Raw genomic sequence first — 26803 nt, forward strand, 5'->3', positions numbered from 1 at the left:
AGTTGCGGGTGAACACTTTCAGCGCAAACTTCCCGGGCGCAATTGGACACGGAAGGTCTGAAGCTGCTGGCGCGCAAACGGTGCTGACGGTGCTTTCCCCGCCTCCAGGGAAACAGAGTCAAGATCGGTTTCCAGATGGGTCGTGCGGTTCATCGAAACGAGATTCCTTCCAAAATCAAAGGTGCTCGTCACGGGCACGTCGGCCAGATTCCAGAACCGAGCGACCATTCCACGACTGATGCCCTCTTCCGCCGGCTTGATAGCCCAGAGAAGCACTCGGGAATCGCTGACCGAAACGAGCGAAAAGGCGGTTTCGGGCATGGGAGCCGCCGGCGATCCTTTGACACGTCCGGCGATCAGGGGATTCTGATGCTCGAGCGCAAAGCGCATGGCAGCGACGCCATCGTAGGCTTGATGCGGACGCAGCGCAAAGCGTTGAAGAAAATGCGTCTCACCACCTTGATTGCGTATGCCAAGCTGGTCTCCATCGACCTGCCCGCCCGCCAGCACATTGAGTTGCGCGGTCTTCACATCCAGCGCATCGGGCGTGCTCCTGCCTGGTTTCATGAACGCACAGTCCCAGTTCGACAGCGTGACTCCGCGCCTGTTGTCGCCATCCGTCATGTCGGCAAAGTGATTCAGCGTGGCGTAGTCGCAGCGCGCATTGCGGTCCGCATAGTCGCCTCCCTCGGACTTCTTCCTGAGTCGGATCACCGCACCAAGCTCCTCCGTGCGAACATCCGGCGATGCAAGATTGAAGCTGAACGACCAGTGGCGCACATCACCGAAGTTTTCCGTGATCTCATTGGCAATCGCGATGCGATCGGAGTCCCGGATGAGCGTCACACGGGTGACATGGTTGCGCGCAGCATCGCTCGCCAGTCGCACAGTGACTGAAACCGGCCCCGCGTTCTCAACCACCAGGCCGTGTCCGCCGGATTGATTTGCCGCAAGGTCATTGACCTTCAATCCGTCGATGCTGGCGGCAAGCTCAACCGCAGGCTCGCGCTTGTCGATCAGGCTGGAGATCGCGCCATCGGCGTCGAGGACAAGCTTGACCCGGGAGTTCTCGAATACTCGTCCCTCAAGCGTTGCCGCCGAATCACGATCCGCGCGACCCGGGCTGGCCGGCCGCACTTCAAAGACCTTGTAGCCGACGGCCGGCAGATCGCGGGCGAGAATGCGAAGCTTCCTGCTTCCCGCGCTTTCGACATATTGATGAAGCACACTTTCGCCGGAAGCGACTTCGACCACCTCCACGTCAGGCGTTCCGTCATACGGAAGGTCCGCGATGTCCGTCCTCGCCCACCCCAGCGGATTGAAGACAAAGAACCGCTGGACGCCTGCCGGCGCGGCGATCAATTCCGCCAGCGCCGCGGTCGAATCGGCAGCCAGGCCGTCGACGTAGCCGGCGATGTCGGCGGCGAGTTTCCGCTGCCAATCCGCGCGAGCCTCCCGAGTCACGGGTCCATCCGCCGTCCAGTCGTGCTCCCAGAAAAGGCCGAGATTCTGAAAGGCCTGGTCGCGCGCTGCCTCACGGCCGTTCAGAAAGTCCGGACGCTGCAGGCTCACAAGCGTCGCCATCGCCTCCGCGGTGCGAAGGCCTTCGACCGCACGGCGCACCTGGGCCGAGGTTTCCGCGAGCGACGCACTGTAGAGGTCCCATTCGTTTCCATGGGTGACGGATTCGGTTGGAAGCAACCCGCCGTAGCGCGACTCAAAGTCCCTGAAAAAATCCTCCTCGTTCGAGACAATGACCTGTCGCTCAGCATTCGACATGGCCTTCGCGATGCGGTGGAAATGATCGACAAAGGGGTACTGCTTCGGATTCGGCGCATAGGGCTCCCCGGTTTTTCGATCGAGGGCATCCCAGCCAAACCCGAACGCAGCCCTCACGCGATAGGGCTCAGCCGCCCCCGGAGCGCGGTATCGCTTCAGAAAATCAGGATCCTTGTCGAGAAACTCCACGGCCTTCACCGGATCGAACGCCTCCGCGTAGCCGCCACTGCGCTTGCTGCCTCCCGGAAGGGCGAACGAGTGCCATTTCATCAGCACCCGCTGACCGTCGATTCCCGCGCTCCAGTAGATCTCGTGCTCGCGGTGCGCCAGCTCCCGGTTCCTCATCCGGCTCGCGCACCCGCATACGCCGCGCCAGCTGTAGTCCGCGCCAGCCCCCGCCCAGAGCGAAGCCAGGCCGAGGGGAAACGTCTGATTCTCCATCGCGACCGCGAGCTTGAATCGCAATCCGAAGCGACGCTCGAGTCGCCCGGAATAATACATGCCCCGCAGCACCGCCTCGGTCGGCTGGCCCCCATAGCAGGAAACCAATGCGTTGAGAGGCGCGCTGATCGTGCCGTCCTTAACGCGGGCCATCAGGTGTTCGAAGTCAGCGGCCGGCCGGCTTCGCTCATAGCTCCACAACCAATGGTTGCCATCGCAATTGAAGCGGTGGCGAAACGGCGGCTCATTTCCCGCAGTCTGCGCGGCAAGCGCGAGATGATGGTCGAGCATCTCGACAAACACGCGCTCGTACGTCTGGGCATCAGCGGTCCACATGAAGTCCGTGTGGTCGTCCTCACCGAGAAAAATGCGAACCGGTTCGGGAAATCCCGTGGAGACGAGCAGCAGCAGGAGCGCGATCAGGGGGAATTTCATGGCAGCGGCAGGCAGCTGGCAGCCTGAGAATCCTGGAGAAGATTGGGGCTCGTACAAGGACTTCACCTCATGCGTCGGGGTCATCGCCACAATCCTACGCCACCGCAACGCAAACGGAAATCCCCGGAATCACGGGGGGCGCACCTCCAAAGGGAGGGGGAATCGAACGGCAAACTACCGACGCACCGCAACGCCCGTGGAGCGCAAGAGGAACAATCCGAGGGTTGCAATGGCATCCGCATCGCAAAGCATGTTGACCCGATGACGCCTGCCCCGTTCAAAACAGCCGCTGCCCCCACCCAGGCAGCCAGAACCCGACGGCATTTCCGACTTCTGATTCTGGCTTCAGCCATCCTCCACCTGGCTACGACACCGTCCGGAGCCGGAAGCCTGCCCTCTCCCTACGACATCGATCCGTCGGCAGCCCATCCGCGCAACACCGAGGGCAGTTTCATCACGTTGAAATCCGGGCGCATTCTGCTCAACTACTCCCAATTCTCCGGCGGGGCCGAGGACTTCGACCGTGCGCAGATTGCGGAGATCCATTCCGACGACCAGGGCGAAACCTGGAGCCGGCCCCGGGTGGTGGTGGATACGGGCACGCACAGGAACGTCATGAGCGTCTCCCTGCTCCGCCTCGCCAGCGGCAGAATCGCCCGCTTTCATGCATTCAAGAATTCGCGCCTCAGCGACTGCCATGTTGTCATGTCGACCAGCGATGATGAGGGCGCGACATGGTCGCCTCCGCGCGCCATTCACGACGCGCCCGGCTATTTTGTGCTGAACAATGACCGCGTGATTCAAACCCACAGCGGCCGGCTCATCGTGCCCATGGCGTTTCACCGGCTGAAGGGCTCCGGCGACGACTGGGCGTCCTGGGACTCCCGAGGTCTTGCTCTCTGGTACTACTCCGATGACGAGGGCGCAACATGGAGGGAATCCGACAACTGGTGGGCGCTGCCAATCGCGAGCAGATCGGGCCTCCAGGAGCCCGGTGTGGTCGAGTTGAACAACGGAAACATCTACTCTTGGTCGCGAACGGACCGCGGCATGCAGTACCAGTATTGGTCAAAGGACGACGGAAAATCGTTCGGTCCACCGGAGCCATCCCCGTTCGTCTCGCCCAACTCTCCCCTGAGCATCAAGCGCATTCCCGGCACAAACACGCTGGTTGCGGTCTACAACGACCATTCCGGCCGGGTGCCAAAGCCTGCCTCAGAGCGCCAACGGGCGCCGCTCGTCATCAGCCTCTCCCGCGATGAAGCCCGCTCCTGGGACAGCCCGCGTGTAATCGAGGGCGATCTGAGCGGCTGGTACTGCTACACGGCGATCCATTTCACGAAAGACACCGTGCTGCTCGCCTACGTCGCCGGAAATGAGCGGATCGGACGCCTCTCACGCCTGCGCATTCGCCGCATCCCGATTGAATGGCTGGCGGCAGGCCAGAGCGAAGCGCTTGATCACGCCCGCTGAAAACCGCCGCTGCATCCCATTTCTCGACGTTTGATCGCCGCCATAGCACAGCGGCATGCGCCACGTATTCCAATGTTCATGCGTGGCAGGTGATCACGATCACAGCGGGCCGCGCCGATTCCACAATCCTCCGAATCACTCCGGCGGAAGCCCAAGCTGCTTTCTGGCATCGGCGCTCAGCATGGCGGTCGACCAGTGCGGCTCAAAAACAAGATTGACCTGCGAACTGGTCACGCCCGGCAGGCCGCTGACGACAGTCTTCGCACCTTCATGGATCCAACTGCCAGCGGGACAGGACTCCGTCGTCAGTGTCATGGTCACGATCACTTCTCCGGACGCGCACTTGACATCATAGATCAGCCCAAGGTCGACGATGTTGATTCCAAATTCGGGATCAGGAATCGTGCGAAGGGCCGCCATCACTGCGGCTTCGTCAGGTTCATTCATGAGTGGAGTCCAATCGGCTGATGGTTACGCTCCGTGTGCGGTATTCTCGATGACGGGCCGCCCCCCCCCGGCCTGACCAGCGGGAACCGCTGCCTTTGCAGGTTGGGACTTCATAAAGAGGTGCCGCAGAATGCAGAGTTGATTGAAGAGAAAGAGGCCGGTGCCAGCCGCCAGCACCGATGCGCCCGCAACGAGCCAGGACGCCTCCAATGTCCAGGTCCCGCACGCGAGCGGAACCACGGCAAGAAACTGCAGCAGAAGCCCGGCGCGCTCCGCCCAGCGCACTCCCAGCGCGCTGGCAAGAGGAACGCGCTCGCGTCCAACCCGCGGTCCATAGGCTCGCATCCAGGTGAGAAAGGGCACGATCTTGCCCATCATGCCTGAAAAGCATGGCAGCATTCCCCCGATGACGATGATCACTGCGTAAAACATCGCGCTCATGCCACCGCTCGCGGATCCCCCGGTTGACCCCGGCCAGACCAGCGCCAGCCCCACAATGCCTGCGACAAACAGCACCGCGATTCCCAGAAAGAAGGCCTGAACCCCGGGATCCAGCGCGCGCTTCTTCCGGGTCCCCAGAACGCGTCGCAGCGCATAAGCCGAGCACGCCAGACCGCTCAGGAGCAGAACTCCCATCGCCGTCTCGACCCAGGCCGCGCGCAGGAGCAGCGCCGGCAGCAGGCCGATCAGCGCGATCTGCGTCATCCAGAATCCCCGCGTCGGCAGTTTCCAGTCATGCACATCGCCAAGCGTGAACATGGGGACAAGCTGGAAGGTCACACCCTGCAGCAGGGTGACAAAAAAACCCGCAATCCCGGCATGCGCGTGCGCACGGAGCAGGACCACCGGATCGAGCGGGATGAAATACCAGAACCGATTGGCCGCCAGCGTGAGCCCGATGAGCAGCGTGATCACGAGCCAGATTGCGGAGACCCGGAGCGATGTCGAAATGAGCCCGGGCCGGCCGGCCTGGCGCACAGTCACCCAGATGTTGCGAACATAGACACCGGCGCCGATCGCCACGAGAAGTCCGAAATGGCCGACTTGCTCCAGATTCCAGAACCAGAAGCTTGCAACCATGCCCGGCACACCGATCGCATGCATGCCGAAATGCCACCAGCCCTTGCGTTCGCTCGACAGCGTGGTGCCCAAGGCCACGGGTGCCAGTTGATAGGCGGCTCCACACGCGACTGTCAGGAAAAATCCGAGCAGCCAGGCATGGGTGAGCGCAACCACATGCGGATGCGTGTGCGGCAGCGCAAGCAGTCCGGGACGGAGAAGCAGGAGGATCGCCCCGGCGGCAAGCCAGGCCAGGGCAAGCCCCATGAATGCGAGCGGCAGTTTGCCCTGTGCGGCAAGCCAGCTTCCGTGCTGGGCGGGAACTTGTGAGGGACGGGAGCTTGCTGCGGGCAAAGGCTGACTCATCGAATGGATCAATGCGATAGGCGGGCTCTGGATGAAGTTGGCCCGGAGATTATGCGCGCTTGAGCATCGTAATCCAGCTTCCATCCGCCTGGGCGCGGCAGTCATGACTGAAGCCACGCTGACGGGCCTCTCCAAAGAGATGGCAGGGCTCGCGGTCGGTCCAGGCGCGGAGCTGGTGACCCGCCGGCAGCGATTCCAGCGCCGCAAGGATCCTGACCAACGGCTCCGGGGGCTCGAGCCCGCGGGCATCGACCTGCAGCGTCAAGCCATCGCCGGCCGCCGTGTTGCCCTTGGATGCGACCGCCGGCACGGTGCCCGGCTGGCGCGGGGGCGGCGGGGTGACGGCGGCGGTCTTGGTGATGCGCACACGAAACTCCTCCGGTCCCTCCTGCAGGTAGGTCCATGAAAATGCCCCGGCACACTGGGCCTGGAATTGATAGTAGAGCGGCACCGGATCATGGTCGTTGAGCAGCACGAATGAGCCTCCGACCGGAAGGTCATACCAGCGCTGGAATATGCGAGCGTGCTTTTCACGCCCGGGAATGATGCGCACGTCAAAGACGTCCGCGCTTTCGGGTGAACCCGCGGTTGATTCAGGGGATGTATTCGTGTTCATGGCGTCAAAAAATGAGCTGGCTTGTGTCTTGAAACGCATGCCTGGAATTCCGATCAGCGGGCGTGACCCGGCGGCGCATTGAGCAGTGAAAAAACCTCGTCGACCTTCCAGCCGTTTCCCCGCCAGATTTCGAGAATGCGCCCGTCCGGTCCGATCAGCGCCGTGCAAAGCGTGTGGTCGAGCAGCACGCCCTTGCGTTCGGTGAAGACCGAGAATCGGCGGGCCAGCATGGCAATCTCGTCTGACGTGCCGGTCGCAAAGTTCCAGATCGCAGGGTTGGCGCCGACGCCTTTTCCATAGGCCGCGAGTTGTGCCGGACGATCGAACTCCGGATCGAGCGTGATGCTCAGCAATCGCAGCCCGGGTGCGCCGCTGCCGACCGATTCTTCATTCTCAATCCGGGACTGGATCGCGGCGAATTTCAACGCCATGGCCGGGCAAAACTCCGGCACCGGGCAGCGGGTGAAGATGAAGGTGGCCAGCGTGTATCGACCGCGAAGCGTTTCAAGGGTGAGGGATCGATCGCGTTCGTCACGGAGTGCGACCGGCGGCATTGCATCGCCCGCTCGAACTCGTGCGACCGCGGCCGCGGGTGCGGGTGTCGGCGGCGTCTCCCTGCCGAGCAGTTCGAAGCGATCCACCACCCAGTTTTCACCGTCGCGCTGCAGACGGAAGCGCACGCGATCGCCCGCCTTCAATTTCGCTCCCTCTTCAGGATAGGCCAGATCAAAGGCCATGGTCATCGGAGCCATGAAGCCGGGGATTTCATCGTGCGCTATCAACAGGCTTGTCGCGGACAGCTTTTCCCGAACAACGCCCGTCACCCGGTGGGATCCGTCAGCCGGCGCCTTCGAGCATGACACCTGCGCCGCGGCCGCCAGGCCGAGCAGAAGCATGACAGACAACCGGCTCCGCAGGACGTTCATCAGCCGATCCTAGCACTGATTCGCCCATCACGCCTTGATGCATGTCAAGCTGTGCGGATTTGATCCGGCGCGGCCTCAATCGCGTTTGCTTGATGCATGTCAAGGCTAAAAACGGCATGGTGTCCGGCGTGCGGGTCGACCCACAGACCGGAACCATGAGCGTCGGATGGCAGATCCTCACACCGCCGTTCGACTGGGACCTCGGTTCCACCGGCAAGGATCCCAGCGAGGGCTGGGCCTTCTGGACATCCTACAACACGGAGATGGGGCACGAAACGCTTGAAGCCACATCGACGCAGGCGGAGCGCGACTACGGCGCGGTTGTCAACTGGAAGGCCGCCGAAGCCGCAGTGGCCGCCGGCAAGGCTGACATGCTGGACGGAGTGCCGATGATTGATCCGGCAAAGGTTCCCGGAGTTCTCTATTTCCTGCCAATTCCGAAGTCACCCCACGGCATCGACACGGATCCGTCGGGCCGCTGGATCGCCGCGAGCGGCAAACTGCAGCCCATGGCTTCCGTCTTTGACTTCAACAAGATCAAGGCGGCGATTGACAACAAGGATTTCGAAACCGAATTCCGGGGCGTGCCCGTCATTCGATACGAGTCCGTGCTCGAGGGCTCCGTGCCGGTCGGCCTTGGCCCACTGCACACGCAGTTCGACGGTCGCGGAAACGCATACACATCCCTGTTCATCGAGTCCGTCGTCACCAAATGGAATCTGCCTCCGTGGAGCGCAGAGGAGAAGGCCGACCTCAACAAGGTCATCCTCGACAAGATGGACGTGCACTACAACATCGGGCACCTGGTGGTCGGCGGCAGCGACACGACCAAGCCCTTCGGAGACTACCTTGTCGCCATGAACAAGCTGTCGAAAGGGCGCCACATCTCAGTCGGCCCGGCGCAACCCGAATCGAGCCAGTTGATCGACATCACGGGTGACAAGATGGAGATGCTCTACGAAACCTTCACGGAACCCGAGCCGCATTTCGCGCAGATCATCCGCACGGATGCGGTCAAGGCGATCGAGGTCTATCCAAGGGCCGAGAACAGGCATCCGCATGCCGTCTGGGAGGCCAAGGACACCAGCGTCGTCCCCGCAAGGGAAACCAGGTCGAGGCGAAGATCATGGCGATCCGGAGCCGCTTCACTCCCGACCGCATCGACGCACGCGAGGGTGACGAGCTGATCATCCACGTCACCAATGTCGAGCAGACGACCGACATGATCCACGGCTTCGCGATTGTTGAACACGACATGAACGTGGTGCTGGATCCCGGTGAGACAAAGACGATCCGCGTCAAGCTGAACAAGGCCGGCGTGTTCCCGTTCTATTGCACGAACTTCTGCTCCGCGCTCCACCCTTCGAATTATGCCATGCGTGATTTTCTTCGTCGTGAAATCTTCTTTCTTCGCCGTCCGCTGAACCTGTTTTCGCGGATACTCCTGCTCGCCGCCGCGGGCCTGCTCGTGGCAGCCGCGTTTCTTCCGCTGTGGAAGATCCATCTCGTGGCGCCCCAGTACCGGGAGGGGCTGGCGCTCAACATCTACAGCTACCAGTTGATCGGTGGCAACGGCGGCCAGGACCTGCACGAGATCAACGCGCTCAACCACTACATCGGCATGAAGACGCTGTCCGAGGTGGACTTTGCCGAGATGAAATGGATGCCCTTTGCCCTGGGCGTCTTTGTGATCCTGGCCCTGCGCGCCGCCGTCATCGGTCGCATGGCCAGCGTCATAGACCTGGGTGTGCTCTTCCTGTACTTCACCCTGTTCTCACTCGGGAACTTCTACTACCGGCTGCACTCCTACGGGCACTCGCTCGATCCAACGGCTCCCATGACAATCTCGCCGTTCACTCCCGTTGTCATCGGCAGCCAGAAGATCGCCAACTTCATCCAGACCAGCCTGCCCCAGACGGGAGGCTACCTTCTCGCCGCCTTCCTGGTCCTGATCTTTGCCGCGGGCTGGAACTCGCGCCGGGAGGTGCCGTGAAAATCCTGGGGATTCTTGTGCTGGGTCTCGCCGCTTTGGCGAACGCGCAGGGATTCACCGCGGGCGAAGCCCTCCGCGCGCGCCTCGCCGCGGCGGTGCCGGGTGAGCGCATCGTCGTTCAGTCCGGTGTGTACGAGGGCCCCTTCACAATCGAAAAGCCGGTTCACCTGCTCGGAGAAGCGGGCGCGATTTTGCAGGGGGATCAGCAGACCCACATTGTGGCGGTTCGCTCGCCGGATGTCGAAATCGCGGGCTTCACCCTGCGCGGCTCAGGGAGGGCACTTGGGAGGGATGACGCGGCCATTCACATCACCGGCGCACGCGCAATCATCCGCAACAACCGCATTCTCGACAGCCTTCACGGCATCTACGTGCGGCGCGCCGACGACTGCCGCATCGAAAACAACACGATCATCGGCGACGGCGCCGTTGCGGAAAGCGTTGCCGATCCGGCGTTGTCCTCGCTGAAGCCCGGCGAGGCCGAACTGTGCGACGTCGAAAGCTCGCAGGACCGGCGCGGCAATGGCATCCATCTCTGGAATTCCCGCGGGCACGTGATCACGGGCAATGTCATTCAGGGAACGCGAGATGGCATCTACTTCTCCTTCGCCGACTCCACACTCGTGCGCCACAACACGATCGTCCGCGTCCGTTATGGCCTGCACTACATGTACTCCGACGACAATACGTTCGAGGAAAACACCTTCTCGGACAACGCCGCCGGCTCAGCGCTCATGTACTCCATGGGCATTGTCCTTCGCAGGAACTGCTTTCATGCGAACCGCAGCCATCGCGCCTACGGCATTCTTTTCCAGTCGGTCGACAATACGGTCGTCGAGGGAAACGACATCGATGGCGGCAACACCCTGGGATTCTACCTGGAGAATTCCAACGCGGTCGTTGTGCGCGACAATCGCATTTCACGCAATTACGTCGGCCTTCGTGTGAGCGACAGCACGTCAGGGAGCACGTTTGTGGAGAACCGGTTCAGCGGAAACGTGCACTCCGTGGAAACCACGGGGTCCAATCATGCGAACCAGTGGTCGGTCGCAGGACGCGGAAACTATTGGGAGAGTGCGATCGTACTGGACCTGAATCGCGATGGAGTCGGGGACATCCCCCACCGGGAGTCTGACCTCTTCGGCCCCTGGCGCCGCACATTCCCCGCAATCGGCCTCTTGTCAGCAGCGCCAGGCGAGCGGCTGCTTCGTTTCGTTCACAGCAGAATCGCGCTTCCAGGGATCCCGGGAACCACCGACCCGCATCCCTTGGTCAAGGCGAAGGCCACACCATGATCCTTGCATTCGATCTGAGAAAGTCGTTCGGCTCACGCCACGTGCTCTCCGGTTTGACACTGGAGATTCAGCCTGGCGCCGTCACCCTCCTTGTCGGTGCGAATGGCGCCGGCAAAACCACGGCGATGCGCTTGATCGCCGGGCTGTCCAAACCCGACGCTGGAACCATTTCCCTGTCAGGACGAGACCTCCTGCGGCGGCGAGGCGAGGCGCTTTCGCAGATTTCCTTTCTTCCGCAGGCCCCGCGTTTCCATCCACGCCTTACGGTGAGGCAGACGACTGAATTCTACGCGTGCCTCAGGGGGCGCACGATGGAAAACGTATCAACTGCTCTCGACGTCTGGGGTGTGAGGGAGTTCGCGGATGCACCCACCGGAAAGTTGTCTGGCGGCCTGCGGCAGCGTCTCGCCCTAGCAATCTTCGCACTCGCCGAGGCGCCGATCCTCCTGCTCGATGAGCCCGGGCTGAGTCTCGATCCCGGGTGGCGCGAGCGGCTTCAGCAGTTTCTTCACGCACAGGCGCGCCGCGGATGCACGGTCCTGGTTGCCACCCATCTGCTCGGCGAATGGGAGGGTCGCGTCGATCGCTGCCTGCTTGTGGATCAAGGACGGGTGGCCGGTGAACTTCCACCGGATCGCCTTCGCGAAGCCTTTCCCGAACTCCGTGGCATGGAGTCACCACAAGGTCTGGCGCGAACCTGTGCCTGAGGCGCCGTTCGCCAAATCCCATTTTCAACCAGTCATGAATTCTGCTGTCCACATTCCCGCCTTTTCCGGTGTCGCCGGCGCGGCGCTGCGCCGTGAGTGGGTGAGCCACCGGTTGAACCGGTTCCTGCATGCGCACTTGCTGCTGGTTGTCACCGCGGGGTTGCTTCCGCTGCTCACACCGGAAACCGGCCTCGCTCGCGGTGCGGCATGGTGGCTCCTGCACGCGGTGCTCTATGCAGTGTCGCTCTCCGCGCTGCTGCTCGGTCTCAGTTCGGCCCAGGCGGAGTCCGAGGAATTCGTGTGGCTGCTCGGCCAGCCGGCGGGCATCGGACCATGGCTGGCGGGAAAAGTGACTGGCTTGATGGCCATGGCGGGAGGCTCCGCCCTGCTCCGGGGTCTTCCGGTGACACTGCTTGGTGGCGGATCATACCCCTTGATGCTTGCGACTCTTGGCGCTGTCGGTGTGGCGGGTCTTTGCGCGATGATCGGGCTCGCGATCGGATTCTGGATACGGGACAGCGTGAGAGGCCTGATCGCCGCGATTGCGGCCTGGCTGCTGCTATTGTTCGGTGTCGATCTGATCCTGCTGGCCTCTGCGGGCGCACCATGGGTGCAGCAGCATCCGGATCTTTGGGTGGCAGCCCTGATGCTGAACCCCCTCGACGCGTACCGCGTCACCATCCTGTTTGCCGTCGAAAACGCTGCGTTTGGCGGACTCCAGGCCGGCCGGCTGACCGCCTGGTGGATCCGGCACGCGGAACTCTGGCTGTCCGTTTCCGTCGTGGCGGGATCAGCCCTCGCATGGCTCGCAAGCTGGTGCGGCGCACGCCGCCGCGTCGACGGCTAGAGATCAGGTTTCGCTGTCCTTGTAGCGATGGAGTCCCGCCGGATTGATGACATCGATCCGCCGTCCGGCAACCTCGATGATGCCCTCTGATCGGAACCGGGCAAAAGTGCGCGAAAGCGTTTCACTTGTGACCCCGAGCTGGCCCGCCAGAACCTTCTTGCTCACCGGCAGCTCAAAACTGCTTTGTTCGCCGGCGTGGTGCAGGATCCAGTCTGCGAGACGGACTTCTATCTGCTTGCCCTTGAGATCGTGCAGGCTCTGCACGAGGTGCTTCAGGTGCAGGCTCATGGAGGCTAGCATGTGCAGTGCGAGTTCGGGCTTGCGGCAGACCAGCTCGCGAAAATGGGCGCGGCGGACCATCACGACCTGGGACGTTTCCAGCGCAACGGCATTGGCGGGATAGGCCTCGAGGGTCGCCAGTGTGACTTCGGCAAAACTCTCCGATTCCTGGAACACGCAGATGATCTGTTCCCGTCCATCGGAAGTCAGCCGGTAGACGCAGATGCGGCCGGTCTGAACGACATAGAAGCCCTCGGACTTGTCGCCCTGCCTGAAAAGAAGTTCATCCTTCTGCAGGGAGCGAAGGGTGCAGCCAGCCGCGATCGCGGCGATGTCCTCCTGCTTCAGAACCGCAAACATGCGGCTCTTTCGTAGTGTCGCGACAATGGCTGCGGTGCGCAGTCCTTGAATATCAGAAGTTGGCACGGCCATGACGGAGAACTTCGGCGCTTTCCTTGAGATGAATCAAGGTGATAAGGCTGTCCATCGGGCAATCTGAATCCATGCAGCCCCAAAAGCCACTTCCGCTCGACGTCCGGCCCATCTGCGCCCGCCGCCAGCCTCCCATGTCAGCGATCCTCAACGCGCTCGCCCGCTTGGAGCCCGGGCAATCCTTGGAGCTAACGGCGCCCTTTGAACCCGTGCCCTTGTACGATTTCCTCGGTGCCCGCGGCTTCACCCATGAAACGCGCGAGGCGGAGCCCGGTGTCTGGGTGATCCTTTTCACCCCAAAATCTGCCGATTGAAGTTGAAATCGGCCGAAGGTGTACGCCATCGCCGAAAATCGCTGAAGCGGCTTGACCTCATTCCATGGTTTTCCTTCGACCCACGACGGTGGGAGGCATAAGCATATTCGCATCGCATGGTCATTCGTCGAATGGACGCTCTCTGCTCCGAAAGCCACCGCCAATCCTCCGATTTCGCCAACCACCGCTTTCGCGCGCTTGATTACGCAGTGCCAATTTGGGCTTCATTCTCCCAGCTTCCCGAGACACCCTGTACCGCTCTGCCCTGCTCTTAGACCCCGGGCGGACCTCAACGCCAGACCATATCGGCGCTTCGGTGCTGCCCACGATGTCCCAACACCGCAGGCTCCCCCTATTTTGAGCATTTCGGGGCTCGTTAACACGGCTTTGCAGTTCGCTGCCTACGCTTGAAGACGCCGTTTCCGGTCGCCAGCCAAGGCTCGCTTCCGGCTGCCGGTCAGGCTTTGCCGGGCGGGTCGGTTCCCGCAGGGTCTCCTTTGAGACTTTCCTTCGCTCCTTCCTTTTCATTTTCCTTTCTTTGTTCAGTTTGGGCGCTTTCCCGTCTCATCGGGCTTTCGCTGGCGCCATGGGACAGGCTCTAGTTGGCGAAGTCGGGATAGGTGAGCTGTGCGAAGACCATCGTGGCAAAGTGATCGTAAGCGGAAAGCGCCGGAGTGTCGCGACGCATTGGATATCGCGAGGAGCAACGCGAAAACTCTTTCCCGCTGATGCCTGCGAGCACTTGGGCCAGAGCAGTTTTGCCGGTATTCATCCGCGAAATAGCGGACCACTTGGCCCAAGAAATCAAATCGATGACACATCAAAATCATCGTTAATCGCTATTATTAAATGCGTTAGGAATGCCAGAATCACCCCAAGTCAGACAGCCGTGGCACCGACCCCGTGGAAATCACACGTGTTACGGAATGATTTCTCCAACCGCGCCAAGTATCGTGGCTTTCATCTGCCGCTCTAAAGCACGTGAATGAGACTTATAATTCTCCTTGTCGATATAGAAAACAAATGGGGGCTCTAGCCATGGATAATAGGCGACGCAAAACTCTCCTCCTTCTTCCGCAATTACGACATATGCGATGCCCCTTGGTATTGGATCGCCAGGTTTCCACCTCTCCAACGCTCTCCTCCAGCTCCGCAACTCTTGCTCAAGTTGAGCATTCCCATTGTCTGATTCTGAAATATAATTTTCTATAGATTTAATCTTTGTCTCGATTAGCGCCCGGTTTGCCGCATCTATTAGTTTCCCAAGTCGAAGTGTAGAGTCGGAAAGTATCAACAGGAGAATCTCAGGAGTGTTGCTCGATTGCTGAGGTTTCGATCGAACTGAGAGAGTCAAAGCGCATGTAACAATCACGATCAACAATATAACTTTTACTTGCATCCAAGCACCTTTCTCGTTTCTCGAAATGACATGTCGTATTTCTTCCCACCAATTGCTCCATAAAAGCGTTTTGTTTGCCCATCGAATGCTCCTCCGAAAACGGGATATCCACCTGCAGGCCCACCGGAAACGAAATTCTTTTTATTTCCTAGGTTGCGAAAATCAGCATCTGATAGACCAATATTCCCACCGGGGTCGTTTGGATGCGTGTGAAATTGGTAGTAGAAAGTCAGAAGATTGCCATCAATCATCTGCGATGGTGAGGGAACCGGCACATAGTAACGTGTCGTCGGTCGCTCGTTTGGTATTTCCACTGGCTGCGGTGGCCCAGTAAAGGGTGTAAAGTCTCTCAAGTACGCATTCTCCCCGTTCCAAGCGATCAATGGTCCCTCTTTCCCACCCATGACACTTGGCTGCCCATTAGCATAATCTGCGCTCGTCAGCGAAAATTCTCTGTAGAAATTGAATCCGCCTTCTGTGTCTTGAATACCGTAGTAGTGATCGAATTTGTTTGGATCAAGGAATGACTCGCAGAGTGATTTCTTGAGGGTCGCAGACATATTTTCCAATATGTTCTTGGCCTGTTCCTTGGGGTTTCGAGAATTCTTTGGAGGATCGTCTGGCGGTGGTGTTTCGGGATCAGTAGGGTAAAAGTTTGGCCCCTGCGATTGTTGGGATAGTCCATCGCTATAGAATCTTCTCCCGCCACCGATAGACTCATTTACTTCAAATGGATCCATTTTGTTTTCCTTTTCCGTTGGCGGTATTGGATGAGGCGCATCCGGATCGTCCACACAGTTCCCTTTACCATCATAGCGAGAATTGAACGGGCAAGCGTGCTCTCCATCACCTACATCATAAAAGCCGACGGGAATTGCGGGATTCTCCTTGTGGGTATCACCCACGGCTGTCTGAATTAGGTTGATTCTGGCGTTTCTAAGACATTTGAGAATAGCGATTAACGATGATTTTGATGTGTCATCGATTTGATTTCTGGTATGATCGGATCCGCTATTTCGCGGATGAATACCGGCAAAACCGCTGGCCCGGCGCTCGCAGGCATCAGCGGGAAAGAGTTTCTCGCGTTGTCCTCGCGATATCCAATGCGTCGCGACACTCCGGCGCTTCCGCTTATTGATCACTTGCCACGATGGTCTTCGCACAGCTCACCTATCGCGAGAGCCTGCGCGACATCGAGGTCTGGTTTGAATGCGCGTCGAGGGTTGCTTTATCATGCCGGAATTCGCGGCACGGTGAAACGCTGCAACTGCTTACGCGAACGAGCATCGCGACTGGCGCCTGTTCGCCGAAGTGGCGGAAGGGTTGATGCGCTGGCGCGACGGATGTATGCGGGCGATCCAACGCCGCTCGACTTGACGCCGATCTGTTCGCGTTGGATGCGACGTTGATCGAGCTGGAGCTTTGCGCTGTTTCCTTGGGCCCGCTGGCAGGGCACGCAGGCGGCGGTGAAGCTCAACGTGTTGCTGGATTTCGAGGCCGATCCGCCCGCCTTTGCCAGCTTTGTACGAGGGCGACCGGCACGAAGTCGCCCGCTCGACGAGATCCCGGTCTGTCCTGCGCCTATTACGTGATGGATCGTGGATATCTGATTTTGCGCGCCTGCACCGGCTGCACGCGATGGGTGCCTCGTCACCCGCCTCAAGACCAACACCTGCTTACGTGGCCTCGTCGCGACCGGTCGCACCGACCACCGGCTTTGCGTTGGCGATCAAACCATCCGACTCAACTCCTCGAAGGGCCGACGCTGCTATCCAGAAGCGTTGAGGCGCATCAGCTATATCGATCCCGAAACCAAATTGCGGCTCATCTTCCTGACTAATCAGTTTGCGCTCGATCCGCTCACCGTGGCGCTCATCTACAAACATCGCTGGAAAATCGAGCTGTTCTTTCGCTGGATCAAACAGCACTTGCGGCTGCGCGGCTCTTCAGCACCGATCCAAACGGCGTGCGCGCAAATCTGACGGCCCTGTGCGCCCACCTGCTGGTGGCCATCGCCAAACGCGAAAACGCCCCTGCCTGGCACCTACATCAAGTTTTGCAAATTATCTCGATTGCCGCCTTGAGAAAGTCTCTGCCAGAGCTATTTGCAAAATTCGATACAACGAACCATACTATCGATACAAGTATCCAGTTGAAATCAACGGTTCTGATCAGACAGCCGGGTATCACCATATGCTTGTCCCAATGTATCCCAACGACTGACTCCATTGTTTCCAGTAAACCCATACAGATTGATCCCTCCCTTCTCCCCAATTGGATCCCTTCCAATAAACCGCCCATTTCTGGCGTCATAGTGCCTTCGCCCATAATACGACCAACCCGTCTCCGCGTCCCGCCACTTGGTCGAGAACTTGAACGCATACGTGCTGACCGCGTTGTCCAGCACCTCATCGCGGAGCATTTCGCCGAATGGGGTGTATTCGTAGGACGCGGCGAGGGCTCCGGTGCCGAGGCTGACGAGCGACGCCACGTTGCCGTTGCCGTCGTAGGTCGGGTAGGTCTCGCCGGTCGGCGTGTTCGCAATTGCAGCAGGGCACCCACGCCGCCAGCCTTTGTCAGCGATGACGCAAGGTCAATGCCCCACGCATACGTGCGCTGGAGCTTGTCCAGCGTCGCCCGCCGCCACGGAATATTCCGCGATCACATCCCAGCCGTTGTAGATGAAGCGTTGGGAGGACAGTTCCGTCGAGGTGACGCCGTCCATCACCTGTTTCTGGACGCGGCGTCCGAGGTAGTCGTACGTGAAATTGAGGATGCGATGCGCAAAACCGGCGCTTCTGGCGGCGACGGCTGTTTCCAAACGGACAAGGCGGTTCTCGGCGTCCCACTGGTAGTCCCAGATACCATCCGAGAGCGTGTTGCCATCGAGGTCGTAACTGAAGCTCTGCGCCACCGCGGGCAACTGCGCCGCCCGCGAGTCGATGCGCATCACATTGCTCCCGCCCGCGGACTTCGTGGCGTAGACCGACAGCGGCCCCGCCCACGGACCGAGCACGTTCGAAACCGTCACCTCGTCGCTCCAGAACCGCCCCTGCCGCCCGGCCGTCACCGTGCGGCCCTTGACCGCCACCACGGCATCGGTGGTCGCCGTGCCTGAGAGGGAGAGCGTGTTGTTCTCGCGTGCCACGTACTGGTTGAGCGCATTGGCCGTGTAGTCGTCGCGCAGTCCGCTCACGCCGGTGCTGTTGGACCACTGCCGGTTGCCGATGGAATCGTAGGCGTATTCATGGCGGCGACCCGGCAGCGGCGCGACCTGGCTGGTCACATTCGTGCCAAGGTAGCCGATGCCCGCGGTCAGTTCGCCGCGGCCATTGTAGGCAAATTGGCGGTTTGAGGCTTCACCAAAGTGCGCGTGGCCGGAGCCCCCCGTCTTGGAGCATTCATGGCTATCTCAAATACCAGAATCGTTAGGAGTGACCACATGAGAATGACTACTTGGGATTAAATAATGCGAAAAGTGAGGTTTGACCCCTTTGGCTGAACGGAAAATCAATGGGTTCTAACCAGACAGCCGTGGGGTCGATCCCGCGGAAATTCTCGCATTCATCTCGCATTCATTGACTATATATTTTACAATATTTTTATAATCAAATCTACGCCCCTTAGGACAAAATATCTCTATGACATGGTTCCCATTGTAATCTCGAAAGATTGTTGATTCAATCGGGACGCATCCAATAAGAACATACCAGATAGAAGATATTAGTCCCACAATCGGCGCAACTGCAATACTCTTGGCTATTGCATTTTGCTGAAAGGCCAAGTATGTCAAAAAACACATTATTGCAGTGAAAACGATGGGCACAATCAGTAGATTCGCACGCGGACGTCGTATTTGTTCACAATTTGGATTAAGTGTAGCTATGTTTATAGTCCTGACTGACTGAAGCCCCAAGGCTTCCATTGAAATAGTCAGGCGTCTGCCTTCTAGAATCAATGTAGCTCTACTTAACCTGCGATCCTGTTCAAATCGAATCATTTTACAATTCAATTAGGGCCATCTGCCCCCACTCGATGCGGTGCCAATCTTAGCTGCCCAAGCGGCAACTTCAGCCGCTTTAGCTGCCAGCGCGGCTTCTTCAATAGTAAGACCTTCTACTATAAGTGTACCCTCGCTCAGGGCGCCAGATGATACTTGGGCAAGTTGTATGCCCAATCTAAATTGCACTAGACTCGCCGCGGTTCGTCCAACTGCGATTCCCTGAACTCCAATTTCAATCCCAACACCAATGGCGCCTGGCCCGAACGCAGCTGCTGGAGCTCCGATTCCAACTGCCTCGCCTATTACGGCGCCAAGCTTCAACTCATCGCTGATTTCGGCGAATCCAGCAACGATGGCAGCCCAATTGTCGGGGCGTTGTTTATGTAGGCTGTCCCACACGGCACCGTAGGCAGCCGCAATCTCCTCTGACGTCTTGTTTTCCCAGAAATCCAACATGCCTGCGCTGTCTGAAGCATCAATCGGAACTGGTATATAAAACGCGCCTTCGTTCGGTCCTGAATAGGATTGGAGTGTACCTATAATCACACTGATTCTTGGGAACCGTGTGTCGGCTGGGCTATTTGATAAATTCGCGAAAACCATATCCTTTTGATGATTGGCTAGCTGAATGCTAGTTGCAGTAAATGAATCAACCGCGGCTAGGATTTTTCCATTCTGAATTACATATGATTGAGGTGCGTATGGGTTAGAAGCCAAGCCTGATTCTCTGAAATCATTAACGTAACCTTCGTCATTCTCAATGGTTTCTATATAATTGAGAGTTCTCCCACTTCCATCGCTATACGTATATCTCGTACTATACAATGAAACAGAAGATGCTCTTATTTGCCTCCAAGCTACGCCATTCTCGTCAAAAAAGCCGGGATCTCCCTCTGACCAATGAGAGGCGATTTCGTCAACAAGAGAACCATTTTCGTCCCAGTAGTCCATCCCTAGATAGTCGAATAGGTTGACGCTATTATTTCCAACAAATCCGTACAGGTTGGTCCCTCCTTGTTCCCCAACCGGATCCCTCCCAATAAACCGCCCCATCCTGGCATCATAGTACCGTCGCCGATAGTACGACCAGCCGGTCTCCGCATCCCGCCACTTGGTCGAGAACTTAAACCCACAGGTGCTGACGGCATTGTCCAGCACCTCGTCGCGCAGCATTTCACCGAAGGGGGTGTATTCGTAGCCGGCCGCGAGGGCTCCGGTGCCGAGGTTGACGAGGGACGCCACGTTGCCGTTGCCGTCGTAGGTCGGCAGGTAGGTCTGGCCGGTTGGCGTGTTCGCAAATTGCAGCAGGGCGCCCACGCCGCCAGCCTTTGTCAGCGATGACGCAAGGTCAATGCCCCACGCGTAGGTGCGCTGGAGCTTGTCCAAAGTTGTGCCCGCCGACACGGGATATTCCGCGATCACATCCCAGCCGTTGTAGATGAAGCGTTGGGAGGACAGGACAGTTCCGTCGAGGTGACGCCGTCCATCACCTGCTTCTGGACGCGGCGTCCGAGATAGTCGTACGTGAAATTGAGGATGCGATGCGCAATCCCGGCGCTTCTGGCGGCTACCGTTGTTTCCAGGCGGACAAGGCGGTTCTCGGCGTCCCACTGGTAGTCCCAGATACCATCCGAGAGCGTGTTGCCATCGAGGTCGTAACTGAAGCTCTGCGCCACCGCGGGCAACTGCGCCGCCCGCGAGTCGATGCGCATCACATTGCTCCCGGCCACAGGCTTCGTGGCGTACACCGAAAGCGGACCCGCCCACGGACCGAGGACGTTTGAGACGGTCACCTCGTCGCTCCAGAACCGCCCCTGCCTCCCCGCCGTCACGGTGCGTCCCTTGACTGCCACCACTGCATCGCTCGTCGCGGTGCCGGAGAGCGAGAGCGTGTTGTTCTCGCGTGCCACGTACTGGTTGAGCGCATTGGCAGTATAGTCGTCACGCAGCCCGCTGACGCCGGTGCTGTTGGACCACTGCCGGTTGCCGATGGAATCGTAGGCGTATTCATTGCGGCGACCCGGCAGCGACGCGACCTGGCTGGTCACATTCGTGCCAAGGTAGCCGATGCCCGCGGTCAGTTCGCCGCGGCCATTGTAGGCAAATTGGCGGTTTGAGGCTTCACCAAAGTGCGCGTGGCCGGAGCCCCCCGTCTTGGAGCATTCATGGCTATCTCAAATACCAGAATCGTTAGGAGTGACCATGAGAATGACTACTTGGGATTAAATAATGCGAAAAGTGAGGTTTGACCCGAATGGCGCTTAGATAAGGCGTAAAACTTTTTTGTTGAGAGGTTTGCGGCGGACTGGATCCGGGAAGCGAGCGCGCATGATTTGACGGGATAGCCTGTACATTTCCACGAGGATTTTTTTGAGACGGCGGTGTTCGGCAATGGCTTGATCAAACCAGTCGGCCTGTTCCTCTGACAATGCGAGGCTGACTGTCTTTGCGTTCACTTTTGTTGACCAGGTGAAACGATTTCCAGGCCGGCCCGGGGGGCGTCGGTAAACTGAACCTTGGCTGAGCGGACCCAGGCTTGCGAGTTCGGCCCGAAGCTGGGCGTAGCGTTGTTCCAGTCTGTCAATCGAGGGCATCGAGGAATTGTTGGCGATCGAGGGGAACAAAGTCAACACAGGACTGTCTATATACGGCCATATGCAAACGACTCCCTATTTCCCCTCCCTGCGGGCGCTCTGCGCCCCTTGGGCTCCCTGTTCCGGCAGGCCGCCAGTTCAGCCGGTGACCGGCGGCCTGTCCGCTCTGTTCGGATCCTTTTCCCAGGTCTGCTTGTTTCCTCTGAAAAAGGCCCGGCAGCCGCAGGCGTCAGTCTGGAAGTGGACATCTTCTGGGCCTTCTCGCCCGTGTGCTCAGGCGCGGTGATTCATGCCGGCCCGCTTTGATTCGCCTTCAGGCCGCCATGGTGGCGCGAGGCGCCGCCCGGCCTTCGGACAACACCAGCGCCTACTGCCAGGCTCGCCAGTCCCTTGATCTCTCATGGCTTCAGTCGCTGTTCGCATCAGTCAACCGATGGTTCACTCCCCGCACTCCCGGCGACTGGCTCGGACGCACCGTGCGCATCATGGACGGGTCCTGTTTCTCGATGCCTGATTCAGCCGAAAACGCCCGCCAGTTTGACTATCCCGGATGCCAGAAGAAAGGCTGCGGCTTTCCTCTCGGAAAGTTTGTCGGGTTGTTCTGCCTTCACAGCGGTCACCTGATCACTTTCGCCTACGCAACATGGAAGACCCGGCGGAGCTCACGCTGGCCAGAATGATCACCCACCATCTCAAGCCCGGGAATGTCCTCCGCCGACCGCCTCTACTGCGGCTATGAGTTTCTTCCGAGCTGCGCAGAAGGGTCGACTTCGTCATCCGCCTTCATGGTTCTCGCAAGACCATTCGCAACGGCTGCGGCAGCTGGTGCGAAACCTTCAAGCGCGGACCGAAATCCAAGGAGTTTCCTCGAGCGCCTCCAGCGCATGCCCGGTCAGATCACCGTGCGCCTTGTCCGCTTCAGCACCTCTGTCGCGGATACCGCACACAAACCATGACAATCGCCACCTCTCTGTTGGATCGCTCTGCGCGTTTCGATCACGCCATCGCGGCATTGTACATGCAGCGCTGGCACATCGAATTGCACTACCGCCAGATCAAGACCAATCTCGGACTGGATGTTCTTCGCGGGCTTTCCCCCGCCACAGTCGAGCGGGAGCTTTGGATGCACGCCATCGCCTACAATCTGATCCGCGCACTCATGCTCAAGGGCGCATTGACCGGCCAGATTCCCGTGGCGCGCCTCAGTTTCAAGGGCACCCTCGATCTTCTCATGAGCTGGGCACCACTTGCGACACGCAGGCGACTCCTGCGTCATTTGAAGCAGGAACTGATTGATCGCATCATCTCCGATCTCGTCCCCTTCCGCCCCGGTCGCTCCGAACCACGGGCAAAAAAGCGCCGACCGAAAAACTACCAGTTCCTCACCAAACCTCGTCACATCTTCCGCGTATCTGCTCTCGTGCCCTCAAATAATGCTTCCCTTCTCGCAACCATCACTGGATCGCTCCCCCTCGGGGCTTAACTTAGCGCCATTCAGGTTTGACCCCTTTGGCTGAACGTCCGGCTACGCAGGGTTTGATCCGGTGATAGGTGACAAACAGTCCAGGGTGATGGGTTACACTTTTATGATGCCTGAAATTGGACCTTTGTGTAGCGCGCAACACCACAGCCGGCCAGCATCGGAGGCGATGCGAAGAAAGGTCGGCTGTGGACGTTTTACCCATGAAAACCCGATACGCCCTTTTTGAAAGCCTCCGATTGTCAGTCTCGCCATGCTGTCCGTCTAGAGCATGTCCGAAAACATGCATTCTTGATGGCAAGAATGTAACCCATCACCATGGACAATCTGTCACCTATCACTCCGGATCATACCCAGCTGACTGTCCACTAAACCGAGGCAATCACATGTAGAATGGGTCCCGCCCGCAATGACTCAGCTTCTATTTGTCCGAGGTAAGTCCACTTTTCGCTTTTGTGCTACGGATATTTATCCAGCGTTCGCCTTTCTTCTTCGCCCAACCCATCACGAAGAAGATCACGTAGTTGACCGCCGCGCCAGTAATACATACACGAAGCATTTGCGGCTTGTCTTTGGGTTCAGCGAGCAATGCAACGAGAACGACGAAAATGGTGGCAAAGACTGCGAGACCAAAATAGATCCATCTCATGGTTTATCCTAAAGTTTGTCGCAGCCCTTGTCTTTCCACTAGTGCTGGAATTGCTTGACCAAGCCGTCTTGATGGAGGTAGTCCCCCATCAATTGCGATGTGGCCTGATTTGTCTGCTCCATGATTTCAGCCTGCTGCCACTCGTTGTAGGCCGTGGCTCCAAAATGCTCGTAGGCTTTGATCGCAATTGTTCCAACAAGCAACGAGCCACCGCCATATTTCGCGATGCTGCCGAAGTTCGGCGAGCGATAGATTGTCGGCCTAAAATAGTTGATCGTGAAGTAGGTCGCGAGCGTGAGATGCCCCAACGTCAACCAAGCTTTCCCGTCGCTACTTTCGCTCACACTGTCTTTTAACTCTCCCGCAATCTGACCGATCTCGTCTGGCAGCAGCTTTCCAGCACCCCAGTTAAATGCAAGATCGCCCCCCATATCGCCGATGAAGCCGGTTCCGTCCTTCAAGAACGCCAAATTGTCGTTCTTAAAGCTGTTAGCTAGGCGCCGTGAGTATGCGAGCTGACTGTTAAATCGGTTCAACGCCTTCTGCGCTTCGCCTTGAAAGGTACCGATGATCTTTGCCAGTCCGTCGCACTCCTTTTTCAACTTTGCGTTCTCTGAATTGGTCTCAGCCCCCGGTCCTGGCTCTCCCTCCTCCGAAAAATCATCAAGCTCATCCCTGATGTCCAGGTCGGGAAAGCTGAAGGGGTCAAAATTGGGGTCTTCCTCCTCCTTGTAGGATTCGGCATCAACCCCAAATGGTTCCAATGTGATGACCTCTTCGTCCTCGCAGTCTTGCTGCCCCTCATAGTAGCTACAGTTCAATGCGCCCATCCCCAGATAGTCCCACCAGTTCGCCGGGTTGTTTCTCACGAATGCATACAAATTCAAACCGCCGTTTTCCTGGATCGGATCCCGGCCGATGAAGCGGCCGCTTTTCGGGTCGTAGATTCGTCGGCCATAGTTGTGTAACCCAAGGTCCGAAAAGTATTCCTTGGTTCCGTGGGCGTAGGTGAGGAGGCCAATCGGCATGTTGGCAGGAAGGCCACTGGGATAAAATGCCACCTCGCCAAAGGCGCTCAGGCTTCGGCTGTAGCCGCCGCTGAAGCCCCAGATGTTTCCGCGTCCGTCATAGTGCGGCAGGTAGCCGATTCCATTTGACCAAACGACCAGCAATCCTCCGGTTCCGTCGCCGCTCGCATGCCGTCCGGCCAGGTCCCTGCCCCAGAGGTATTGCGCGGTCTGCGTGTAGGCTCCCACGGTGTCGTACCGCAAGGTGACACGGTCGCCATCGTACAGACGCCATGAGGTGCCTGCCGTGCTGTAACCATAGCCGCCCCACGGCTGCCAATAGCCAGTGTACTTCACAAGCCGGTGACGATAGTCGTAGGCAAAGCTGTGAACCATCGAACCCTTTGTCACATGAACGAGGCGATTCTCCGCATCGTAGACATTGGTCTGCGTGCCATTGCTGAGGAGATTGCCGTCGGCATCGTGGGTCCACGCGCTGCCGCCGACCGCCGTGTACTGGTTGAGCGCATTGGCCTGATAGGCGGCTCCATTTCCCGTCACGCGGTTGCCTTGTTCGTCATAACTCACGACGCTTCCCGGTCCGGATGTCAGTTCCGATCGTGGATTGTAGGAGAAGGGAATGCCGGAAAAGAGACTGTCCTCCTTGTACTGCGTTTCGATCACGATGCGCGAAATCTCATCGCGGGTGTACTCGAAGCGGTGCGCGCTGAAACTCCCGCCACTGTACCGATTGTCATACGACACGAGATCATCGCGGTGCGCCGCCCAGGTGAGTACCTTTGATTGACTGGAATTGTCATTGATCGAAGCTGGCAGCCCTGAATTTGCGAGGTACGTGTAGGTGAATGTCGCTGGTCCGCTGACCGAGGACAGGAGCCCGGTTCCCGCTGCATAGGCGTAGTTCACCCCTTGGCCAAAAGCAGTTGAGCCGGTGCGTTGCATCATCGGCGAACTCTGCGTCCGCCGGCCATAAACATCATTGGTGTATGCGATAGACCCAGTGCCGAATCCCGTCAGCGTCAGCGCCTCGTTGGAGAGCTGATCGTACGCCGTGTAACTCAGCGTTCGGCTGCCCACGCCATCAATCACCGTGGCGATGCGCGCGCGTCGGTCGTAGGTGTAGGTGACTGCCGGCGTACCGTCCGAATAGGTTGTCGACAGGAGCTGTCCGGTGGCCGGGTCGTAGCCATAGTTCGTCACCACCCCGCGCGCCCAGGCGCGCGAGCTCATGCGTCCGGCGGCGTCATACGCATACGTCACGCTCATGGAGTTTGCATCGGTCTTCGCCAGAAGCAACCCTGTCGCCGATCCATAGGTCCATGTCGTCCGGTCATACGCGCCGGTTGTCGCCGCGGGCCAGGTGGCGCCTGCTCCAGCCTGTGCTCTCGGTAGCTGCGCAGTTCCTACGATCTTCCGCACGAACTGTAGCTGCGTTCGACCGGGTACGATGCCGATCCCCATTCCCTCACAACCCGGCCATGGAGGTCATACTCGACGCGCCGCGTCTGATTCTTCGCATCGGTGGTGGCGATGCGGCACCCCGCAGCATTGTACTGGTAAACCTCGGTGATGCGGCTTGCGGCCAGATCGGCGGGATCGATCATGGCGCCGCCTCCTTTCCGCGGCCAAGTCGCGGTGTGAGTTTGCTCGGCGGAGCCGCCTTCTCCGGTCCGCGATCCGGCTTTCGTTCCTGCGCGTTCAGCCGGGATTCAAGTGCGAGCGCCTCCGCGGAAATCGGATTCGCTACGAGCACGCGTGCCAGTTCGCGCCGCGCAGCTGTGCGGTCGCCGAGTATCAACGCATGCACCCGGGCCTTGATGAGAATGGCCTGCTCCCGGCGAGCGGGAATCGACTCCAACTCGCCCAAGAGGGAAAGGACGGCCCCAAAACCCTTTCGCGCTTCGTCCAGGCGGCCGTTCTCAAGATCGGCGCTGGCTTGCGTCCACGCCTTGAAAAACGCCGTTGCATGAGCCTTCGGCAGGCTCAGCTTCAGGAATGCATTGGGATCCGACGGCGGTGCCTGCTCGCGCGCGGCCGTTTGCCCGCTCAGGCGTCCCTCGCTGGGCAGCACCGCCAGCAGCAGAATCGCCAGCAAAACTCCTTGGACAAATCGCCTGCACGCCGGCGAGCACGCAACGAGATGAAACGATCCTCTACGATTGTCGCGGTAACCGCCTACGGCACGGCAGCTTGTGTGTGTGGGGGGCGAACATGGGGTGCGGTACCAAGCCTCTGTGAACG

Annotated in this window: 26 protein-coding genes and 2 pseudogenes; 10 read left to right on the forward strand and 18 right to left on the reverse strand. The window is 59.1% G+C overall.

Going from position 1 to position 26803, the window contains the following annotated elements:
* Positions 1 to 18: 18 nt before the first annotated feature.
* Positions 19 to 2655, reverse strand: a complete 2637-nt coding sequence (locus HS122_01730; protein ID MBE7537119.1) for a glycoside hydrolase — start codon at positions 2653 to 2655, stop codon at positions 19 to 21.
* Positions 2656 to 2916: 261 nt separating this feature from the next.
* Here HS122_01730 and HS122_01735 point away from each other — a divergent pair, with 261 nt between their 5' ends.
* A complete protein-coding gene (locus tag HS122_01735) occupies positions 2917 to 4128 on the forward strand; it encodes an exo-alpha-sialidase (GenBank protein MBE7537120.1) in 1212 nt (403 codons plus the stop codon).
* 135 nt (positions 4129 to 4263) lie between these two features.
* Here the strand turns inward: HS122_01735 and HS122_01740 are convergent, their stop codons facing one another.
* From HS122_01740 to HS122_01755, 4 genes are read right to left on the reverse strand one after another with little or no spacing between them, the layout of a single operon-like run.
* Complete coding sequence (locus tag HS122_01740) at positions 4264 to 4575, reverse strand: metal-sulfur cluster assembly factor (protein ID MBE7537121.1); 312 nt, start codon at positions 4573 to 4575, stop codon at positions 4264 to 4266.
* 24 nt (positions 4576 to 4599) lie between these two features.
* Positions 4600 to 6000 carry a hypothetical protein gene (locus HS122_01745; GenBank protein MBE7537122.1) on the reverse strand — a complete coding sequence of 467 codons (1401 nt, stop codon included), beginning with the start codon at positions 5998 to 6000 and terminating at the stop codon, positions 4600 to 4602.
* Between the two features lie 49 nt (positions 6001 to 6049).
* A complete protein-coding gene (locus HS122_01750) occupies positions 6050 to 6616 on the reverse strand; it encodes a DUF2249 domain-containing protein (protein MBE7537123.1) in 567 nt (188 codons plus the stop codon).
* Between the two features lie 53 nt (positions 6617 to 6669).
* Complete coding sequence (locus tag HS122_01755; protein MBE7537124.1) at positions 6670 to 7542, reverse strand: SCO family protein; 873 nt, start codon at positions 7540 to 7542, stop codon at positions 6670 to 6672.
* A 41-nt stretch (positions 7543 to 7583) separates the two neighbouring features.
* On the opposite strand from HS122_01755, the pseudogene HS122_01760 reads away from it, so the two are divergent.
* From HS122_01760 to HS122_01775, 4 genes and pseudogenes are all read left to right on the forward strand, one after another.
* Positions 7584 to 8902 (forward strand): annotated as a pseudogene (locus tag HS122_01760) (cupredoxin domain-containing protein).
* 299 nt (positions 8903 to 9201) lie between these two features.
* Positions 9202 to 10830 (forward strand): right-handed parallel beta-helix repeat-containing protein, encoded by a 1629-nt coding sequence (locus HS122_01765; protein ID MBE7537125.1) that lies wholly within the window; start codon positions 9202 to 9204, stop codon positions 10828 to 10830.
* A complete protein-coding gene (locus HS122_01770; protein MBE7537126.1) occupies positions 10827 to 11537 on the forward strand; it encodes an ABC transporter ATP-binding protein in 711 nt (236 codons plus the stop codon). The genes HS122_01765 and HS122_01770 overlap by 4 nt, the downstream gene beginning before the upstream one ends.
* Positions 11538 to 11571: 34 nt before the next feature.
* Positions 11572 to 12384 carry a hypothetical protein gene (locus HS122_01775; GenBank protein ID MBE7537127.1) on the forward strand — a complete coding sequence of 271 codons (813 nt, stop codon included), beginning with the start codon at positions 11572 to 11574 and terminating at the stop codon, positions 12382 to 12384.
* A 3-nt stretch (positions 12385 to 12387) separates the two neighbouring features.
* On the opposite strand, the gene HS122_01780 is transcribed toward HS122_01775, so the two are convergent.
* Entirely contained in the window at positions 12388 to 13095 is a 708-nt protein-coding gene (locus HS122_01780) for a Crp/Fnr family transcriptional regulator (protein MBE7537128.1), read from the reverse strand.
* A gap of 134 nt (positions 13096 to 13229) precedes the next feature.
* Between HS122_01780 and HS122_01785 the strand changes: the two genes are divergently transcribed.
* Entirely contained in the window at positions 13230 to 13409 is a 180-nt protein-coding gene (locus tag HS122_01785) for a DUF2249 domain-containing protein (protein MBE7537129.1), read from the forward strand.
* 598 nt (positions 13410 to 14007) lie between these two features.
* On the opposite strand, the gene HS122_01790 is transcribed toward HS122_01785, so the two are convergent.
* The 3 genes from HS122_01790 to HS122_01800 form a co-directional block, all read right to left on the reverse strand.
* Positions 14008 to 14181, reverse strand: coding sequence for a DUF4372 domain-containing protein (locus tag HS122_01790; protein MBE7537130.1), 174 nt, complete (start codon positions 14179 to 14181; stop codon positions 14008 to 14010).
* Between the two features lie 147 nt (positions 14182 to 14328).
* Positions 14329 to 14703 (reverse strand): hypothetical protein, encoded by a 375-nt coding sequence (locus tag HS122_01795; protein MBE7537131.1) that lies wholly within the window; start codon positions 14701 to 14703, stop codon positions 14329 to 14331.
* Between the two features lie 95 nt (positions 14704 to 14798).
* The gene (locus HS122_01800) at positions 14799 to 15713 is read right to left on the reverse strand and encodes a hypothetical protein (GenBank protein ID MBE7537132.1); all 915 of its coding nucleotides are present in this window, start codon (positions 15711 to 15713) and stop codon (positions 14799 to 14801) included.
* Positions 15714 to 15958: 245 nt separating this feature from the next.
* On the opposite strand from HS122_01800, the gene HS122_01805 reads away from it, so the two are divergent.
* Positions 15959 to 16135, forward strand: a complete 177-nt coding sequence (locus HS122_01805; GenBank protein ID MBE7537133.1) for a hypothetical protein — start codon at positions 15959 to 15961, stop codon at positions 16133 to 16135.
* A 319-nt stretch (positions 16136 to 16454) separates the two neighbouring features.
* A pseudogene (locus HS122_01810) lies at positions 16455 to 16790 on the forward strand (transposase).
* A 176-nt stretch (positions 16791 to 16966) separates the two neighbouring features.
* On the opposite strand, the gene HS122_01815 reads toward HS122_01810, so the two are convergent.
* The 5 genes from HS122_01815 to HS122_01835 form a co-directional block, all read right to left on the reverse strand.
* Positions 16967 to 17299, reverse strand: a complete 333-nt coding sequence (locus tag HS122_01815; GenBank protein ID MBE7537134.1) for an RHS repeat-associated core domain-containing protein — start codon at positions 17297 to 17299, stop codon at positions 16967 to 16969.
* 102 nt (positions 17300 to 17401) lie between these two features.
* The gene (locus tag HS122_01820; GenBank protein MBE7537135.1) at positions 17402 to 18094 is read right to left on the reverse strand and encodes a hypothetical protein; all 693 of its coding nucleotides are present in this window, start codon (positions 18092 to 18094) and stop codon (positions 17402 to 17404) included.
* A gap of 726 nt (positions 18095 to 18820) precedes the next feature.
* The gene (locus HS122_01825; protein ID MBE7537136.1) at positions 18821 to 20197 is read right to left on the reverse strand and encodes an RHS repeat-associated core domain-containing protein; all 1377 of its coding nucleotides are present in this window, start codon (positions 20195 to 20197) and stop codon (positions 18821 to 18823) included.
* A gap of 32 nt (positions 20198 to 20229) precedes the next feature.
* Entirely contained in the window at positions 20230 to 20859 is a 630-nt protein-coding gene (locus HS122_01830; GenBank protein ID MBE7537137.1) for a hypothetical protein, read from the reverse strand.
* A 213-nt stretch (positions 20860 to 21072) separates the two neighbouring features.
* Positions 21073 to 21405 carry a hypothetical protein gene (locus HS122_01835; protein MBE7537138.1) on the reverse strand — a complete coding sequence of 111 codons (333 nt, stop codon included), beginning with the start codon at positions 21403 to 21405 and terminating at the stop codon, positions 21073 to 21075.
* Between the two features lie 323 nt (positions 21406 to 21728).
* Between HS122_01835 and HS122_01840 the strand changes: the two genes are divergently transcribed.
* Positions 21729 to 22085: a hypothetical protein gene (locus tag HS122_01840; protein ID MBE7537139.1), complete on the forward strand. Its 357-nt coding sequence runs from the start codon at positions 21729 to 21731 to the stop codon at positions 22083 to 22085.
* Positions 22086 to 22156: 71 nt separating this feature from the next.
* The gene (locus tag HS122_01845; GenBank protein MBE7537140.1) at positions 22157 to 22888 is read left to right on the forward strand and encodes a transposase; all 732 of its coding nucleotides are present in this window, start codon (positions 22157 to 22159) and stop codon (positions 22886 to 22888) included.
* A 418-nt stretch (positions 22889 to 23306) separates the two neighbouring features.
* Here HS122_01845 and HS122_01850 read toward each other — a convergent pair whose 3' ends face one another.
* Genes HS122_01850 through HS122_01865 form a run of 4 tightly spaced genes read right to left on the reverse strand, consistent with a single transcriptional unit; the run spans position 23307 to position 26657 of the window.
* Entirely contained in the window at positions 23307 to 23534 is a 228-nt protein-coding gene (locus tag HS122_01850; GenBank protein MBE7537141.1) for a hypothetical protein, read from the reverse strand.
* 38 nt (positions 23535 to 23572) lie between these two features.
* Positions 23573 to 25981: an RHS repeat-associated core domain-containing protein gene (locus HS122_01855; GenBank protein MBE7537142.1), complete on the reverse strand. Its 2409-nt coding sequence runs from the start codon at positions 25979 to 25981 to the stop codon at positions 23573 to 23575.
* Complete coding sequence (locus tag HS122_01860) at positions 25966 to 26166, reverse strand: hypothetical protein (GenBank protein MBE7537143.1); 201 nt, start codon at positions 26164 to 26166, stop codon at positions 25966 to 25968. Before HS122_01860 ends, HS122_01855 begins: the two co-directional genes overlap by 16 nt.
* Positions 26163 to 26657, reverse strand: coding sequence for a hypothetical protein (locus HS122_01865; protein ID MBE7537144.1), 495 nt, complete (start codon positions 26655 to 26657; stop codon positions 26163 to 26165). The genes HS122_01860 and HS122_01865 overlap by 4 nt, the downstream gene beginning before the upstream one ends.
* Positions 26658 to 26803 lie beyond the last annotated feature (146 nt).

Source organism: Opitutaceae bacterium (assembly GCA_015075305.1).
Classification (GTDB): domain Bacteria; phylum Verrucomicrobiota; class Verrucomicrobiia; order Opitutales; family Opitutaceae; genus UBA6669.